A 17,220-nucleotide genomic window follows, 5' to 3' on the forward strand; every position below is an offset into this window, starting at 1 on the left:
ATGCCCAGTACTCGCTCCTCTGACGACCCGGGCAGGTCTAAGAAGGCCTCGTCGGCAGTCGTTACCCGGAAGGTGCCACCGGATACCAAGCTACGCCTGGCCGTTGCCGCGGGCGGGCGATGCGAATTCCGCGGCTGCAACCTCTTCTTGTATGAGCACCACGTCACTGGCACTGACGGAAACTTCGCGGAGGCCGCGCACATCGTGGGCTTCCGCGAGGGCGGACCCCGCGGAGAGGATCCTGAACGTCCCGAGGAAATTCACGCACTCAAGAATCTTCTGCTCCTCTGTCCGAGCTGCCACAAGCTCATCGACGATCGACCGGAGGAGTTCTCACGGTTGGTGCTAGACGCCCATAAGCGCGAGCACGAGGAGCGTATCCACCACCTCACCGGCCTGGGTCCACATCTTCAGACAGTCGTGGTGCAGCTCAAGTCGAGCATCCACGGCCAACCGGTGGAAATCCCACTTGTGGACGTCAGGAAGGCCGTGGCACCGAGATACCCGGCCGGTCGCAAGCCCCATCTCATCGACCTCACTGTTCTATCGGACGACGGTGACGCCTTCTACGCGGCCGCTCAGGAAGTGATCCGTCGTGAAGTCCGGATGTTGTATGCCAAAGGGACGGACGTGGATGCGGTCAGGCACATCTCGCTCTTTGCCCTCGCACCGATTCCGCTTCTTGTCGCGCTGGGCGCGCAGCTGAGCAGCAAGATCCCCGTCGAACTCTTCCAGCGGCACAGGGATACCCAGGACTGGGGGTGGAAGACTGAAGGCTCGCCCGCTCAGTTTAGCATTCGCACGTTGCGGAGCGGCGCCGACCTGACGAAGGTGGCGGTCGTCTTGCCCCTGAGCGGTCCCATCGCTGCCGAGCGACTCCCCGCCGCCATTGACAGCCAGTTCACTGTTTACGAGATTGCCCTTGAAGGGCAACCACCTGGTACGGACTTCCTGCGCACTCGTAACGACCTGATTCGGTTCGAAGCTACGTACCGTCAACTCCTCTCGATGATTGTCGGGGCGCACCCAAGCGCGCGCGACGTTCATCTTTTCTCTGCAGTGCCAGCACCCATCGCCATCGCTTGTGGGCACCAAGTCTTGCCTAAAGCTCAGCCCGCTCTCATCGTCTACGACTATGTTGCCGTGAAGGGCTGCTTCATCTTCTGCCTAAGGATCGATCAGGGCCATGCGTGAACATCTCGCAGCAATCCTGACATCGCCGCCAGCCCGGCCCTGCTTGGGGCGAGACGCGATGGCTGGAGACGATGCGCGAGAAGCGCAGGATTTCGATCGCGGCGAGCGAGATCGCCCGGGCCCCCGCGATGTCTCAAGGCCTTGTCAGTTCGAGGCGTTGCCTCGCTAGGCGAGCTGCAGTCACGCGGATCGTTGGCCCGCGTTTCCGGGAGATCGTCTCCCCCTGCGCCTCGAGCCGGGGAACATGAGGATTGTGGATGCGCGCCAGGAGCGAGGCCTCTCGCGCCCCAGGCGCCTCGGCCCCTCCCACCGAAGCCTGGCGGAGCGAAAGACCACCGGGCGTGGACGCGAAAGAGGCCGCCAATTCTTCCTATGCGTCTGTGGAGCGGCTCCAACAAGGACGGTGTACCGCGCCCAACCTCGCGCGGAAGGGACAACGTGGGTGCGGCGGGCCGGGACGCACCCGCGTTGTCAGTAGAATGGCCCCTCGTCGGCGCCGAGCTGTCGTGCCGCCTTCTCCCAGGAGGCCCCCCGCTCGTCGTCCGGCCAGTGGGTGACGATGCTGCCCCCGCGGCTCACCTCGCTCACGGCGCTCATCGCCGCCAGGTGGGCGTCCCCCGTGACGAACTCGTACATGGCTGCTTCATCCTTCCAGACGGTGAACGTGCGCGCTGTCTTGCAGCGCTCGGAGGAGGCGAACGCGACGGCCATCAGCCCTGGCTGGCGGCTCAGCGCCTCGTTGATGGGGCCGATGAGCTCCTGGAAGCGGGCCTGGGCCTGCGCGTCCGTCTTCATCTTCAGGTACGTGCTGCTCAGGATGTACTGGCCGGGCGCCAGGGTTCCGTCCTCGCGGACCGCCGGCCCGGACAGCGGAAGATCGCGGGTGAGATCCTCCTCCAACCGTTCGCGGGTGCAGCCAGCCAGCTCCTCCACGGCAGGAGGCGGATCGATCTGCTTCGTCGAGTCACAGGCCAGCAGGCTGAGTGTTGCGAGGCAGGAGGTGAGGATGCGCTTCATGGGTGCAGCTCCTTTCAGAGGGACGACTCAGGACGACAAGAGGACGGCTCGGAGACGGCGCCAAAGAGCAGCGGGGTAAAGGAACGCCCGAGCCTGGCCGAGGTGAAACTCTCCGCACGTGCCAGCACCCGCACCGAGACCTCCGGCGTCCCAACGGCCGAGGAGCGCAGCGTGGCCACCCAGTGGAGGACTCCCGCCGCGTCCCGCACCCGCAGGTAGAGGTAGCTGCCAGCCGGCAGGCGCTCCTCCACGTGGCCACACACCGTGTAGCGGGCGGCGGCGGCGAGCGAGTAGCGAACGAGCGGGTTGCTCCCTGTCGAGGAGCGAGACGCGACGGCGGTCAGCACCACCAGTCCGCCCAGGGCCATCATCCACGGCAGCGTGCGTTTCATGCCCCCAAGGTAGAGAGCAGCACCTGCCCACCGAGCGACGCCCGACCAGCGGCCCACCGGCGGGGATGAACGGCGGCTGCTGGACGACGAGCGGCGGCTCCGCTCACCCCGGAGCTCCGTTCAGCCCGAGTCCCTCCTTCACCGCCGCCAGCAGACGGCGGCTTACCCGGGCAACCTGGCCGTCCCGCATCTCCACCGCGAACGAGCCCTCCAGGGTGCGCAGTGCCTTGATGCTGCCCACGTGCACCAGCTCCCCCCGGTGCACCCGCAGGAAGCCCCGCCCGCGCAGGCGCTCCTCCAGGGAGCTCAGTGACTCCTCTGTCACCTGCTCCGCGCCGTCCGCGTGGAAGAGCGTGTACTTGTCCGCAGCCCAGAAGCGGGTGATGTCTCGCGCGTCGAAGAAGCGGATCGCCCCGGGCGTGCTGGTGACGACGCGCGTCGAGGCCCCCGCCGGCCACACCGTCTCCAGCGCCCGGGAGACCGACTCCCGAGTGGCCAGTTGGCGCAGTCGCGCGCGCTCCATCGCCGCAGCCAGCCGCTCCGGGCGTACCGGCTTGAGCAGGTAGTCCACGGCGTTCACCTCGAACGCCTGCACCGCGTGCTCGTCATACGCGGTGACGAAGATCAGCGGTGGTAGATCCGTGTAGCGCTGCGCGAGGGTCAACCCGTCCAGCCCCGGCATGCGGATGTCCAGCAGCAGCAACTCGGGCTGGAGCACCTCCACCTGGCGCAGGGCCTCATGGCCGTCCCCGGCTTCGCCCACCACCTCCACACCGGCCACCGCCTCGAGCAGGCGGCGCAGGCGGCTGCGCGCCGGCTCCTCGTCATCCACGATGAGGACCCTCATGTCATGCCTCCCAAAGGCAGTGCGAGGAGCGCCCTGCACCCGCCCGTGGATGCCGGCTCCAGCTTGAAGGCTCCCCGCTCGCCGTAAACCAGCAGCACCCGCTCGCGGAGATCCCTCACGCTCGTCTGGGTCCCTCGGTGCTCCGAGGCGCCTGGCCCCGGACCGTCGTCCTCCACGGCCAGGGTGACGCGGTTCTCCTCGCGCCGGATGCGGATGCTCACGTGGAGCTGCTGCCGGTTGGCCAGTCCGTGGAGGATGGCGTTCTCCACCAGCGGTTGGAGCAGCAGCGGCGGCACATGAAAGCCGGCGGAGCCCTCATCGAACTCGAGCTCCACCTTCAGCCGCGAGCCATAGCGCGCCTGCTGGATGGCGACGTAGTCGCGCACCATGTCCACCTCGCGTCGCAGCGGCACCATGCGTGTCTTCGAGCTCTCCAGGGCATAGCGGAACAGATCCGCCAGTCGCTCGAGTGTGCGCTCCGCGAGTTCGGGATCCCGGGGGATGAAGCTGGCCACCGCGTTGAGGGTGTTGAAGAAGAAGTGGGGCTGGATGCGCGCATGCAGCGCCTCGATCTGGGCCTGCAGCGCCGCCTGACGCTCGGCCTGGGCCATGCGCTCGCTGAGGAGTGCCCGGTTGCGCAGCCGCTGGACGATGAGCGCTGGGAAGAGAACGGCCCCGGAGATGATGACGCACGTCACGTAGAAATGGAGCGGGCCGTTCGGACTGCCGCCATACCGGCCCATCCACGGCCTCATGAGCCAGGCCATCCCGATGGCCACGGCGAAGGTGACGACCAGGTGCAGGGCGCCCCTTGCCGCCGGGCTCCGGAGCCGCCGGAGCAGCCCTGGCATCACCCAGCGGTAGAGGAGGTGGAAGGTGGGCGACAGCACGACCCAGGGCATGAAGGCGGTCACCAACATCCCGAGCGCGACGTCCAGGGGCACGGAGAAGAGGTCGTGCTTGAGCAGCGGCGCGGCGGCGAGCGCGCTGAGGGGGTAGAGCCACACCATCTCCCGGGGCAACAGCTCGGCCTCGTCTGGACTGTGGACCTTGGGGGGGCGGTTGTCCGCACTCGGGGCGTCAGGATCTCCCATGGGGCCACGGTAGCTCCGGGCCCATGGTCGGAAAATGCCTCCGACGAACGGTCACTCCCTTCCGACGAGCGGCTGCCGGGGGATGCAGACCCGCCGCCAGCATGGAAGCAACTGCTAGCGTGGCAGCAGGCGTTTGCCGGTCTTCGCATCCCAGACAGCCAGCGTGCGCTTGTCGACGACACCGAACACGCGCAATGCCTTCGGCGAACCATAAAAGATCGACTCCGACACATGGCCATCTGCCGCGAGCGTGCGCAGCTTCTTGTGCGTCTTCGCGTCGTGGACCGTGTTGCCGAAGACCTCCTGCTTGCGGTCCGGTGACAGGTAATCCGGTGCGAGCTTGATGGCGGCGTCGGTCTTCTTCGCACGCTTCTCGGCGGCGATGAAGTCATCGAGGTGGGTTTGCACCTCGGTCGTGTCGAGCTTCTTCTTCTTCAGCGCCGCGAGCGTGTAGCGAAGCGCCTTCTCGTTGCCGATGGCTTTGTCGAGACCACGGGTGTCCGCATTCGCTTCGTCGAGGATCTGGCGCAATCGCCACGGGCCGTGCCACGCGTAGAGCTCGCGACCGAGCTTCTTCAGCGACGGCACGGCCAGTTCGATCTGATCGGTCCCGAGCTGATCTTCACGCTCGACGAGCACGAAGACCCGCTTCTCGTCGGTGGTGAAGTGCACCTCGGCACCCGTGGGAGAGCCGTGCGCGAACAGCCCGAGCCGCTTGCCGCTCTTCGCGTCCCATAGCGCGACCGTATTGTCACCCCCCTTGACGACGCTCGCGCTCGCCGATGCGAGGTACTTCCCGGATGGGGCGAACGTCACAGCCACGACTTCGCCCTTGGGATGCCCGGCGTACTCGGCGAGTACCTTGCCCGTCGCGAGATCGAAACGTTTCAGTCCCCGCGCTCCTCCGACGACGCTCTTCGAGTCGGGACTCATCGCGATTGCATTGAGGAACTGCATCCCGCGTCCGCCGGCTGAGGTGATGCGATGACGTCGCTCGCCCGTGGTGGCGTCCCAGATGCAAATCGCACCGTCATGGCCCGTCGAGACGAGCGTGGTGGCATCGGGCGATGCTGCGAGCGCGATGATGTCGCCCTCGTGGCTCATGGGTGCGGGTTTTGCCGTCGGCTTTGTCGTGCGGATGAGCTGTTTCTTCAGCTGCGCATCGATTGGCGTGAAGCCGCGCTGAGTGGCGGTCGGCGAGTGATAGCCCGCCTTCGCCGCGGCCTCGTCGGGATACAGCACGTACTGCTCCGGCGACATCTTCCGCAGTGTCCCGGGGACGATGTCAACGCTCCACGCGACCGCGTCACCATCGGCATCGAACGCGGCGAACGACATGAGCATCGCGCCCCGCTTCGTGCCGACAATGCTGACGCCCACGCGCTCAGCCTTCGCGACGTCGCCGAACATACCCGGACCATGATAGGGCACGACGAACCCGTGGACCTCGCGCGCAGCGACAAGCGCGCGCACCGCGGTGGTGACCCATCCCGTGAGGCCGTCACCCGCGACGTAATCCACGACGAACTGAAAGTCCTCGGCGCGAATCGTCATCAGATGCAGTTTTTCGCGAGCGAACGTTCGCGTCAACGACGCGCGAGGCCCGGCGCTCCCGTGCATGGAAAGAGTGACTGGCACTGCTAACACCTCCCGGGCTAGTCTGGGAAAAGCTGATTTCCAGGAGGACACATGACAAGCAAGATGGCAGCGCTGATGGCGGCGGTGGCACTCGTAGGATGCGGAGGCAGTGAGGGGCCGGTGGATGCGCAGACGGAAGGCGCGGCTCTGTCCGTGACGGCGAGCCTGAGCTCCCTGTCCGCCTCGTCCAGCGTTTCGTCCTGGTACATGGTCTGGCGGTGGCCGGCGGGCCCGCAGCAAGATCCGCCCGTGGTGATCTACGCGACGGGCGGCGTTCCCCCGTACTCCTACTCCTGGCAACGCCTGTCAGGAGACCCGAGCAGCTACGCGGTGAACCCAAACAGCGCCTCTACGGACTTCAACAACTACATCCCCGTGGGCGACCAGAATGCCTACACCTCCATCTGGCGCGGCGTGGTCACCGACAGCACTGGGGCCACGGCGAGCACCTCCAATATCTTCGTGTCTCTGCAGGTGACGGGCTACCACCCGGGCGGCGGCGGGGAGCCGTAGGCGGCGTTCCCCCGCGCAGCCCGCCTCAGAGCAGGCTGCGCGCCCTGATGTCGAGGTAGCGGTTGACGGCGGCGAGGCTCAAGCCGCCCCAGGGCAGTCTGCATGGCTTGAGGTTTATCCAGAAGCTGGAGTAATGCACTGACATGGAATTCGTCCGCTGGACCGCGCTCGCACTTTTGGTTTTGTTTTCTGGCTACACCGTTTACGCCAGTCGCACCGAAAACTTCTGGCGCTCTTTGCGGACCGTGATGGCCCTGAAATGGGGCCGACAAGTCACCGCTGATTTGTACTTAGGACTTCTGCTTTTTAATTTCTTTATTTATCTGAACGAAGCTTCGATTTTGATCACGATCGCGTGGCTGATCCCAACGCTGATCCTGGGCAATATCGTGCCGCTGGTCTACTTTGTTCTGCATTTTGAATCGCTGGTCGGTCGATTTCTGTGAGCGCTCATCCTCCCGGAGCCTAACAGCAACTCGAGAGCCCTGAGGTAGGCGAGATAGGCGGGGCGGGTGGCTCCCCTGCAAGGTGTGGCAGGGGAGGAGCGGGTGGAGGAGCGCGGGTGGGCGGCGGAACTCCCGGTCCTCCACCTCGGACCCCGGCAAGCTCAATTACAAACAGGAGAGATAATTCTCGGTCGAATAGCCCGTGACCTTGCAGGCTCGGACGACATCGCCGCAGCACCCACTCCAAGCCTGGGTACCGGACTGAACGTCGATCCGTGGCATCGTGCCGCCCTGACAGTTTTGGTACGGGCCCCCGGGGAGCGCTGCGAGTTGTGGAGACACCCCGCCCTGGGTGCAGGTCCCATTATAGGTGTAGCAGGTGACTGTATTCTGGGTCGAATAGCCCGTAACCCTGCAGGTTCGGAGGAGATCACCGCAGCACCCACTCCAAGGCTGGGTGCCGGACTGAAGCTCGCTTCGTGGAATATCGCCACCCTGGCAGTTCTGGTACGGGCCCCCGGGGAGCGCTGCGAGCTGTGGCGAGACCCCGCTCTGGGTGCAGGTCAGCCCATCCTCCCGGGTTGCGATATTGGACTCCTCATTCTCGGAGACGTCACTCCTTCCGCACCCAGCCGCCAGCATTGCCATCGCCAGTAACGCGGGAATTCCTGTCTTGATTCGCATAGGTAGTTCCTTTCCCATCTGAAAATAGAGGAGCCAATGAGGTACTTCTCTGAGTAGGCCTCCTCCTAGCCAACTCAGGTTTAATCGGAATGGCCAGGTTATTCCCTATTTGGGAGCAAGCTCAAAGGAAAATGAGGCGGGGAATCCACGAGCTTCCGTAAACCTCTGGATGGATAAGGACCAAAGACAAAGGACAGGCATCGCCCCCATACCTGTCACAGTGCGGGTGAGGCGTAATCAGGGGGGCGGGAAGGGGTGACGGGGATTCCTGCTTGACAAAACCATCTATCTCCACAGCCGAGGAGGTGGCCCGCCTTCTCGGGTGCAGCCCCAAGGGCGTGTACGCGAGGGTGTCGCGTGGCCAGTCTCCAGGCGCGTTCCGCGTGGGCCGCCCGCTGCGGTTCCGGGGGAGCGAGCTTCTGCCATTCATTGCTCCCCAGTGTCTCCACCCCCGAGCCCGCGGCTTCCACGCGCGCACCATCGAGCTGTTCCGCTCGGCTTGAAGGAGTTCCTTCTGGAAGCAGGGCGTAGGTGGGTTTCGGCGGTTCTTCACCCGAGCCACCAGACGCCATTCCGTCATCTGAACACGGCCAAGCCCACACCCGCCCGATGGTTGCGCGATCGTCGTACGCGGAGCGTGTTAGCCAGTATCACATCCCGTACCTCCGTTGCCGTCAGATCGGGGGCACGGCAACGATAGAGGGTGGCAATGCCGGCTACGTAGGCCGCTGCCATAGAAGTGCCACTCATTCGCTCATAGAGCGCTCTGCTGTCACTCCGCCGCATGGTGGAGGAGTATACATTGACCCCATAACCCATCACGTCGGGCACCACCCGCTTGTTGATGACAGCACTGGCCGAGTAAGAAGCCACCCGACGGTCATTGTCAACGGCTCCGACAGTCAGGCATTCCGGAAACGCTGCTGGATAACTGACTGTGTTGGGCCCACCGTTTCCTGCTGCGACGACAGGCAGGATATTACTATCCAGGAGTCGTCTCGTCAGCGTTTGGAGGGACCTCAATATGTTTCTGTATTCTGTTGCCGACATTCCTTGCGGAGCTTCAAGTGGGAACCCTAGAGGCATCAAGACGACAGCAGGGCGCGTGGCGTTCTCAGGGCGAGAAAAACAATGCAACATCCACTCAATGCCAGCGGCTACTCGGCCTAAGCTGATACGGATGGTCTCTGACTCAATGACCGACGCGACGAAGAGGTCTGCCTCTGGCGCCACCCCGTGGAACTTGCCAGCGGCGATGCCGCACACGTGCGTGCCAAAGCCGTCCGGATCAAATCCGCGCATGTCCTGCGCCGGACTATGCGGCGAATTCGGGAAGAGCGAGACATAGCGAAAGTCGATGTGCCTGCCAACGTGCTCGGGGTGGTCTGCGTCCACACCAGTGGCGAGTACTCCCAGCATGACACCGCCGCCGCGGATACCCTGGGCATGGGCAAGTCGTACGCCAGATTCTTCCGGCCAGTTGGTTTCAATCCCTTCGGGCCGATCGCTTGGAGCGACCAGAGACACTCCACTGCCGTGCAAATCCGCCTTCTTGGCACTGGCTTTGGAAGTACTGCGCTTCTGAGCGGAAGCCTCCTGCTTCTCTGACTCCGGGTTTGCTGGAGCGGCTCCCATCAACCGTTCAGCCAATCTCTTGTAGTCCCCTCCTAGCTGAGTGAGCAGGCCCGCAGCGACCTGGGCGAAGGGCCAATGGGCTTTGCCCACCAGCTCAGAATCACCGCTGGTGGGGTCCATGAGCATCGCCGAGAAATCGAGCGTCCTGCCGAGCTTCCGCTCGATCATCTCCGAGACACAGCGCAGTACCTGGAACGAGTCTGGGAATGGCGAACTCTGTTGCAAGAGAGTTCGCACGCCTGGCGCGAAATCGTACTGCACTTCGTTCTCTGCGGATGCCTCGGAGCGAACCTCCACCAACAACCCACTCAGGAAGATCTCCGCGAGGTGGATATGCTCAGCCTCCGGCAGCAGCGTCTGCCGGACCAGGTGCATCACATCCAACGTCAGCGGCGCAGCGGCCAGCAGGCGTGCGAGCCTTCGGGCCTGGGGTGATGCGGTTGCATCAAAGTGTCTGAGCAACACATGCGCATCTGGAGGCCCTTGTCGTGAGACAGACCTCCGGTCGGGTGCAGGCTGTCGCAGCAGGATCCCCGGGCTCCACCCACCCGGAGCGCCAGCGATGACCTCCGCCCAGGCCGCGAGCGAGTTCTTCTCCAGTTCCACGACGGGAACCGGCAGCACCTTGTGCAGGGCAGGCTGTGCTCCACCTTGAAAGCCTGCGCCATGGACACCGACAGAGGGCCCATAGACGAGCCGCGTATTGGGCACTCCAGGCCCCGGCCCATGTACCCACAGCGCGGGGTAGCGTCTCAGAGCCGTTCGGAGCCAGACCCGCTGCGGGAGCAACTGGAGGATGCTCACCGGGAGGTGCCGTCCCCAGTCATGAAAGACCTTGAAGAGCTGGCCCTCCGCCCCGGTGTGCCATGCGGGCGCGACACAGTCGGTCACCACGAGCACCAACTGCCGCCCAGAAGCATCCAGCAACTCGTGGGGGTGGCGCCTGGGAGCATTCTTCTCGGCACCCTTCATTCCACGGTACAGCCACACCGCGTTGCCCTCGGTGCTGAGCGACCACACCCGAACATCGCGGAAAGCCCCGTGGTGACGGAGGAACGCGCGGAACTCAGAGATCGTCCGCCGCCAGATCGTCATGGAGCGACTGGCATCCACGACCAACGCGACCTTGAGCCAACGCGTGCGGCTCGCCCGGAGAACGGGCTCCCAGAGGCCCGTCTGGGCGATCCGCTCAACGGTGGCCTCCTCATCCAGTTCCCACCGGTGCGGCGAATCCACACGCCTGTTGAGCGGTCGCAGCGCGCGCCCCATAGGTAATGTGTGCGGGAGTGCTGGCGCGGTCGGACTCCGGAAAGGCACCATGCGTCCGCTCTTCACCGGGGCGCCGCCCACTTGGGAGATACCGGCTTCCACGCGCGATTCCTGAAGCTCCTCCCTCTTCTCGGACGAGGCCGGCTTCCTCGCAGGCCCTTCTTCCGCTGTCTTGGCCTGGATGTCCGCTTGGACCTGAATGGCGGCCGCAGAATCCGGCGCAGCCCCGAGAAAAGGCGCGAGCCATAGAGCCTCGGCGATCTCGCGTGCATCCAGGTCCAGGCCCGCCGCCCGGAAAGTCTGAACCAGCTCGTCGATCATACGTCGCCTGCGGAGAGGCTCTGGAAGATGGCATCTACCAGGGCGGGCAGATCCTTCTCGATGCCAGTCCGGCGAGTCGCGAGGTAGACGGCATTCAGGAGCTGGTCTGTGGCAAGCTGCTGGCTGTTGCCACGCCTCTTCAGGAACTCTTCGATCAGCGGCCTGGCTTTGGGGACAGCGCTCTTGCCGAGGTGGGCTTGGATGATGGCGGACAGCTCCTTGTCTCCGGGCTCCTTCATCTCCAGCCGCAGGCAGCGGCGCAGGAAAGCAGGGGGAAACTCCCGCTCACCGTTGCTGGTGAGGAAGATCAACGGGAACTCGTGGAAGCCGACCCGGCCCCCCACCACGGGTAGCCGTTGATGGCCATTCCAGGACCGAACGAGCATCGTCTCATCTGGCTGGGTGCTCCGCGCCAGCTCGGGGATCTCGAACGCTCCCTGCTCGAAGACGTGCAGCAGATCGTTGGGCAGGTCCACGTCGCTCTTGTCGATCTCATCGATGAGCAGCACCCTGGGAACGCGCCATGGCGCCAGGGCTGTACCCAGCGGCCCAAGCTGGAGGAAATCCGCGACGGACGAGTCGTCCCCTTCTCCATCACGCTCCTGCTTGCGTGCGGCTTCTCGGAGCCGGCCCACCGCGTCGTACCTGTACAGCCCATCCATCAGCGTCGAGCGAGTACTGATGGGCCATACGAGTACCTCCCCCAGGCCTAGCTCGTGCGCGACCGCGTGGGCCAGGGAAGACTTGCCCGTGCCAGGCTTGCCTGTCACCAGCAAGGGACGCCGCAGATAGAGCGCGGTATTGACGAGCTCGATCTGTTCCGCGCTGGCTTGGAAGGGGTGTGAAGCTGTACCGAGCGCGAGGGGGCGATCGATCAGCGGCCCTACCGCGCGGGGAGCGCGCCAGGGCGGAGGCTTGGGAAGACCCTTGATGCCATCGTGGGGAGTGTGAGTGCCGCGGTAGATCCACCAGTCCTTGAAAGCAGTGGTCATGGCTGGGTCTCCAACACGCCTGGCGCATGGTAGTCCCACCCGGGAACAGCATCCGGTGGCACGCGGTCAGGGGAATCAAAGAGCAGGGTCAGGGATTGGCCTGCGTGATGCGGGTTGTTGCTCTCGAAGGCACTCAGCCGCTCATCGAGGACGCGACTCGGCAGTTCGAGCACCTCCGTGAGCAGACGCTCGAAGGTAGCGCCAAGCTGTGTGGGAGCGGCCTTCTCCCCCCGCGTCCAGAGCGCAATCGGGATGCCCTTGCCGATGACCGTCTTCAGGACGTCCCGGCGCGTCTGCACTGGGCAGTTGCTGGGAGAGAGTTCCAGCGCCACACAGGCAATCTCCTTCTTCAGCAGCATGGACAGCAGCCGTGTCCGTTCGAGGTCCGTCAGGGAAGCAATCCTGAAGACAGGCAAGGCGCCTTCGGCAAGCGCCTGCATGGCCTGCCACTTCTGACGCCAGTCCGTCGCCGCATCGAGGAACTCTTCATCGAGATCTGAGCGGACTTCAGCATAGATGCGCTCCAGTGAGCGGACGACAACAGGGTGCCGAATACCAATCGGAACAGGGTCGCTCCCCTTCTCGATGACCCAGTGCTCCACCTCCTCGAGAAGAAGTTCCCGAGGAAGAATGAACTCGAACATCAAGTTCTGCCGTCCAATCTGGTGGAGACGACTCTGGATGGCGGTGTGTTTTCGGAGCTCCCAAAGGACGCCTGGCAGCGCCTTCTTGGTGCAGCGTGTCTCTGCCTGAAGAGTCTGGATCTCTCCGCCGTCATCGAGCCAGGCCTGGACACTGAATCGCGCACGGGGCAAGGGCTCGATCTTCACCAGCAGGTGGAGCTTGTCAGGCAACTGTGCCACCGGAAGCGTCACGGACTCGGGGGCCACACCCATCGTCTTGGCCGCGCGCTTGAACCATGTCCTCACCTCCGCGCGAACTGGCAGTTCTTCCGGGTGCTTGCTCACACGCAGTGCGAACTCGAGGAGTGGGAAGGTGCGCCGCTCGTATGGCCGCGACGGCATCTCAGAGAGGATGTCGACAAGCTCCTCGAGCATGTCCGGGCCGGGGCGCAACTGGTCGAAGTCGCCACGGCAGGCCTCGGACAGACTCATCCGGCAGAGTTCGGAGAGCTTCTCCCAGGAGAGGCCAGAGCGCCTGAGCAGTGTCGCGAGCTGCGCCAGCTCTGCGGTGTCAGCATAGGGGCGCGGCAGGTAGAGATCGGCGTACTCACGGAGACGTGGGTCCATTCCCGGAGCCCGACGGGCCCTCCGGAGCAGGAACCGGAGGTTCGAGTCGAGCACCCCATTTGCTGCCTGGAGTGTCTGGACGAGCCCACCACCTGGGGAAGAGCCACCGCCGCCCCCCCCTGGTGAGTGGCCTTGCGCGAGTCGGCGCAGGAATGGAGCGAGATCGCTGTGCTTCGCGCCATAGCCGACGACCCGCAGCTTGCCCGTGGGCGGGTACTTCTTCTCCGCCTCGGCGGACTCGTTGTCACGCAGGAGGAGATAGTGGGTGTAACGAGACCGGCTGAAGAGGGGGAGCAACCATTCGAATAGCGCCCCTACATTGGGATCCCCCATCCCATCGAGACCGCTCCCCACGAAGACGAGCGTCCCCAGCGCTCCAATGGCTGCTTGGAGCTGCTGGAACGCCTTGTCGTTCAGGACGCGCTCGTAGTCCCGAATGCCCAGGATGACGGACTCAGGATCCTTCCAGTGGCCATGGAGGTGAAGAATCGCGGGTGGCTCGGAGCGCAGAGCGCGCTCCACCTCCCGGGCGTTACGCCATGTCACGGGCGGAAGCCCCGTGGCCTCCTCAAGCAAGCCATCGTAGTTGGTGGTCGCCAGTCGCGTACCGAAGGCATGCAGCGCATCCACCACGTCCCGCTGCTTGAGCCGCAGGGCTCCGACGGACTCCTCTAGCCAGTCGGCATAACGGGAGCCCTGTGGACCTCCCATCTTGCGTTGAAGCTGTTCGGCCGCGCTGATGCGCTCATCCGTGCCAGGTTGCGCCAGTTGTAGTCGCCGAAAGTCCGCCCACGCCTTGTCGGCCAACTTCTGCTTGAGGCAGAAGTCGATTCCATCCTCGATCAAGCCTGTCCAGGAGGCACAGGAACTCCCTGGGGACGCCCCCATCGAGACACCCGAACCAACGACGATGAGCGTGTGCTGGGTATCCTTGAGTGCTTCCGCCAACGCGTCTTCTAGGCTGCGGCCCAAGCCTCCTCCCTTGTTGAAGGCACGCACATGACAGCACAACCTATATCCCGCAGGGAAAGTGGAAGTGGGCAAGTGCGGCTGCGAGCAGGCTCGGTGAAGATTCTGCCGGCCAGGAACATCGTGCGCTGAGCCAGCCGGGTTGCCCAGGTTGAGGGAGACGGCACGTGAACGATGGGAGAAATGGAGGCCCATGGGCGGGGTGCGGCCCAGGGCCCTGCGGGGAAGGAGTGCTGCTGCTGGGTGCCGCTCGAGCCGTTGGCCGGGCCCGTGTCCCGGTCCTTTAGCCGCAGGGGATCCACGAGAACCCGGCAGGCCACGCCGGCCCGGGCCCGCTGAGTGAGGATGGAGAGTATCCGCTCGGAGGCGCGTCCCGGACGCCAGATGAACAGGACGATGTTGATGGAGGAGCGTGCGCGGGACAGTTCCTCCGCCATGACGTCGAAGACAGCGCCGTTGTTGGCCCAGCGCAGGTGATTGCCCGGAACCATGCGCGTGTTCACGCCTGGTAGAGCGCCGTGGCGAACTCCGGGCCCCGTGAGGCCATCTCCGAGTGCAGAAAGAAGGGCTGCGACTGCTCCTTGTTACGGCTACACGAGACGCATCCCACCCACACGATGGCTGGCGTCAACATCACCGCCCACCTTCGCCCTCGTCCCATTCTCTCCCAGCTCCCCCTGGGAAAGAGATGGGCACGGGACATCCGCCCGTCACCCTCCGGGCCCCTGGAGGGGCTCGCTTCCTGAAAAGTGTGAGCAGGCTTCCTACAGCTGGCCTCTGAGCGACCCGCGCTGAACTGCTCGGGGAGTTCCCCCCGCAGGCTCATGCGTCCTCGGAGCCGAGGCCCCACAGCTTGAGCCGCTTGAAGAGGGAGGAGCGAGCCAGCCCCAGCTCCTTGGCGGCGAGGTCCCTGCGGTAGTGGCAGCGGCGCAAGGTGCTCTCGATGAGCTGGCGCTCCAGCCGCTGAATCATCTCGTCCAGGGAGACGCCCTCGGGCAGCTCGAGCGGCGGAGGCCCTGCGTCCTCGGGAGCGCGGTGGAGCTCCTGCTCGAAGGTGATGTCGTAGGAGTCCAAGTGTGGCCCCTGGCGCACGAGCAGCGCGCGGCAGACCACGTTGCGCAGCTCGCGGATGTTGCCCGGCCAGGAGTGCTGCTGGAGCCGGGCCAGCGCGGCGGCGGTGAACCTGGGCGCGTGCCCCTGCGGTGCGTAGGTGCGGACGAAGTGCTCGGCCAGCGCGGGGATGTCCCGGCGCCGGCTGCGCAGCGGCGGCAGCACCAGCGGCATGAGGCTCAGCCGGTAGAACAGGTCCTCGCGGAACCGGCCGTTGCGAGCCCAGAGCAGCAGGTCCCGGTTGGTGGCTGCCACCACGCGCACGTCCACGTGGAAGGGGCGATTGGAGCCCACGGGCTTGACCTCTCCGTTCTCCAGCACGCGCAGCAGCTTGGCCTGCAGCTCCAGCGGCAGCTCGCCCACCTCGTCCAGGAAGAGGGTGCCGCCGTGGGCCTCCTCGAAGGCGCCCTTGCGCTTGGAGTCCGCGCCGGTGAAGGCGCCCTTCTCGTGGCCGAACAGCTCGCTCTCCATGAGGGAGGGCGAGAGCGCCGCGCAGTTGATGGGGATGAAGGGCTGCTGGGCGCGCGGCGAGCAGGCGTGCAGCGCCCGCGCCACCAGCTCCTTGCCGGTGCCGGACTCGCCCAGCACCGTCACCAGGGTAGGGGAGGGCGCCAGGCGCTGGATAAGCTCCACCATGTGCCGCACCGAAGGCTCCGCGCCGACGATGCCGTGGAAGGAGTCCTGCGGCTGTCGCGGCGAGCGCGGCTCGAAGCGCAGCTCCGTCTCGCCCAGGCGCAGCACGGAGTACAGGGGAAGCTCCGCCTCGAACAGGCGTACTGTGTCCACGAACGTGCCGTTGGTGGAGTTCAAGTCCCGCACGTGGAAGCCCGCCTCGCAGGGAGTCACCTGGAGGTGCTGGCCGGAGATGAAGCGGTCCTGGAGGACCAGGTCATTGTCCGGGTCCTTGCCGACGGTGAAGCTGCCGGGTCCGGGCACGTAGAGCCGCTCGGTGGTGCCGTGCTTCACGCGCAGCTGGACAGGGCGATGCGCGTCCTCGAGGGACTGGCGAGCCAGGATGCCGGTGCGGTGGCCCGTCCGGGTGGGCCCTGCGGCGCCCGTGGTGCCGCGCTCGCGGAACACCGCGCTCCACTGGCCCAGGCGCAAGTCAGCGCCATCGGGCAGCTCGCCCCGGTGCAGGGGCTGACCGGCCACCAGGGTGCCATGGCCAGACAGGTCCTCCAGCAGGCAGCGCGAGCCGTCGAGCAGGAGCGCCACGTGCTGGCGGCTGACGTGGGGATCCGGGATGACGATGTCATTGTCCTCGGCGCGGCCGAGCACCAGGCGCTGGCGCTCCAGCGCCACGCGCAGCACCTCCTCGCCTCGACGAAAGAACACCAGCTCCGACATGGACGGCTCCTCGGGAACATCTCGCTCGAATCGGATGGGGGGGGCGCGGCCACTTCGGACTGAGTCCGAAGTAGCGCGTGGGGGGCCTCCGGGCAGAAGGCGACCCGTGGCCACTGCGGACTGAGTGCGAAGTAGCGCGTGTGAAAATCCTCCGGCCAGAAGGCGGCAGGTGGCCACTCCTGACTGAGTCCGAAGCAGCGCGCGGGTGCAGAGTCCGCGCGCGCGGACTCGCCCTGGCATGTGAGAGGAGCACCCATCCCTGTGTCTTCAACCGTTTGGCGAGCCACCCCCCGCACGCCATTGCTGGCAGTGCCCCCGTAACTTGCTGAAACACCGATTGTTTTTCTCGCCGAGTCTCCCGATGCGGACGAATCGTCCGCGCTGTCGCCACCGAGGTCGGGGTGAACCAGTTCCACCGAGATCACCGAGGACCAGTGAACCACCCGGCGATTTCAGAGCAGTTCTCCGCCCAAGCCGACAGCGCCAAGAGTGCGCAGGGCCG

14 protein-coding genes are annotated in these 17,220 nt (G+C 65.2%); 4 read left to right on the top strand and 10 right to left on the bottom strand.

Annotated features, from left to right (window positions below; translation table 11 throughout):
- Nucleotides 1-1,194 carry an SAVED domain-containing protein gene (locus KY501_RS47265; protein WP_224371737.1) on the top strand — a complete coding sequence of 398 codons (1,194 nt, stop codon included), beginning with the start codon at nt 1-3 and terminating at the stop codon, nt 1,192-1,194.
- A gap of 471 nt (nt 1,195-1,665) precedes the next feature.
- On the opposite strand, the gene KY501_RS47270 is transcribed toward KY501_RS47265, so the two are convergent.
- The 5 genes from KY501_RS47270 to KY501_RS47290 all read right to left on the bottom strand — a co-directional run bounded on the left by KY501_RS47270 (nt 1,666) and on the right by KY501_RS47290 (nt 6,098).
- Nucleotides 1,666-2,211: a hypothetical protein gene (locus KY501_RS47270; RefSeq protein ID WP_224371739.1), complete on the bottom strand. Its 546-nt coding sequence runs from the start codon at nt 2,209-2,211 to the stop codon at nt 1,666-1,668.
- 14 nt (nt 2,212-2,225) lie between these two features.
- Nucleotides 2,226-2,603, bottom strand: a complete 378-nt coding sequence (locus tag KY501_RS47275) for a hypothetical protein (protein WP_224371741.1) — start codon at nt 2,601-2,603, stop codon at nt 2,226-2,228.
- Between the two features lie 103 nt (nt 2,604-2,706).
- Entirely contained in the window at nt 2,707-3,450 is a 744-nt protein-coding gene (locus KY501_RS47280; RefSeq protein WP_224371742.1) for a LytR/AlgR family response regulator transcription factor, read from the bottom strand.
- Nucleotides 3,447-4,544, bottom strand: coding sequence for a sensor histidine kinase (locus tag KY501_RS47285; RefSeq protein ID WP_224371744.1), 1,098 nt, complete (start codon nt 4,542-4,544; stop codon nt 3,447-3,449). Before KY501_RS47285 ends, KY501_RS47280 begins: the two co-directional genes overlap by 4 nt.
- Nucleotides 4,545-4,658: 114 nt before the next feature.
- Nucleotides 4,659-6,098: a WD40 repeat domain-containing protein gene (locus KY501_RS47290; protein WP_224371746.1), complete on the bottom strand. Its 1,440-nt coding sequence runs from the start codon at nt 6,096-6,098 to the stop codon at nt 4,659-4,661.
- 135 nt (nt 6,099-6,233) lie between these two features.
- Between KY501_RS47290 and KY501_RS47295 the strand changes: the two genes are divergently transcribed.
- The 3 genes from KY501_RS47295 (at nt 6,234) to KY501_RS47305 (ending at nt 8,328) form a co-directional block, all read left to right on the top strand.
- The gene (locus KY501_RS47295; RefSeq protein WP_224371748.1) at nt 6,234-6,695 is read left to right on the top strand and encodes a hypothetical protein; all 462 of its coding nucleotides are present in this window, start codon (nt 6,234-6,236) and stop codon (nt 6,693-6,695) included.
- 143 nt (nt 6,696-6,838) lie between these two features.
- Nucleotides 6,839-7,141: a hypothetical protein gene (locus tag KY501_RS47300; RefSeq protein ID WP_224371750.1), complete on the top strand. Its 303-nt coding sequence runs from the start codon at nt 6,839-6,841 to the stop codon at nt 7,139-7,141.
- A gap of 989 nt (nt 7,142-8,130) precedes the next feature.
- Nucleotides 8,131-8,328: a helix-turn-helix domain-containing protein gene (locus KY501_RS47305; protein ID WP_224371762.1), complete on the top strand. Its 198-nt coding sequence runs from the start codon at nt 8,131-8,133 to the stop codon at nt 8,326-8,328.
- A 73-nt stretch (nt 8,329-8,401) separates the two neighbouring features.
- On the opposite strand, the gene KY501_RS47310 is transcribed toward KY501_RS47305, so the two are convergent.
- From KY501_RS47310 to KY501_RS47325, 5 genes are all read right to left on the bottom strand, one after another.
- Nucleotides 8,402-11,050, bottom strand: coding sequence for an SAV_2336 N-terminal domain-related protein (locus KY501_RS47310; protein ID WP_224371752.1), 2,649 nt, complete (start codon nt 11,048-11,050; stop codon nt 8,402-8,404).
- Nucleotides 11,047-12,042: an AAA family ATPase gene (locus KY501_RS47315; protein ID WP_224371754.1), complete on the bottom strand. Its 996-nt coding sequence runs from the start codon at nt 12,040-12,042 to the stop codon at nt 11,047-11,049. Before KY501_RS47315 ends, KY501_RS47310 begins: the two co-directional genes overlap by 4 nt.
- A complete protein-coding gene (locus KY501_RS47320) occupies nt 12,039-14,240 on the bottom strand; it encodes a VMAP-C domain-containing protein (RefSeq protein ID WP_224371756.1) in 2,202 nt (733 codons plus the stop codon). Before KY501_RS47320 ends, KY501_RS47315 begins: the two co-directional genes overlap by 4 nt.
- A gap of 520 nt (nt 14,241-14,760) precedes the next feature.
- Complete coding sequence (locus KY501_RS53515; protein WP_255637419.1) at nt 14,761-14,895, bottom strand: hypothetical protein; 135 nt, start codon at nt 14,893-14,895, stop codon at nt 14,761-14,763.
- Between the two features lie 188 nt (nt 14,896-15,083).
- A complete protein-coding gene (locus tag KY501_RS47325) occupies nt 15,084-16,718 on the bottom strand; it encodes a sigma 54-interacting transcriptional regulator (RefSeq protein ID WP_224371758.1) in 1,635 nt (544 codons plus the stop codon).
- Between the last annotated feature and the right edge of the window lie 502 nt (nt 16,719-17,220).

This window comes from Hyalangium versicolor, assembly GCF_020103695.1.
Taxonomy (GTDB): Bacteria; Myxococcota; Myxococcia; order Myxococcales; family Myxococcaceae; genus Hyalangium; species Hyalangium versicolor.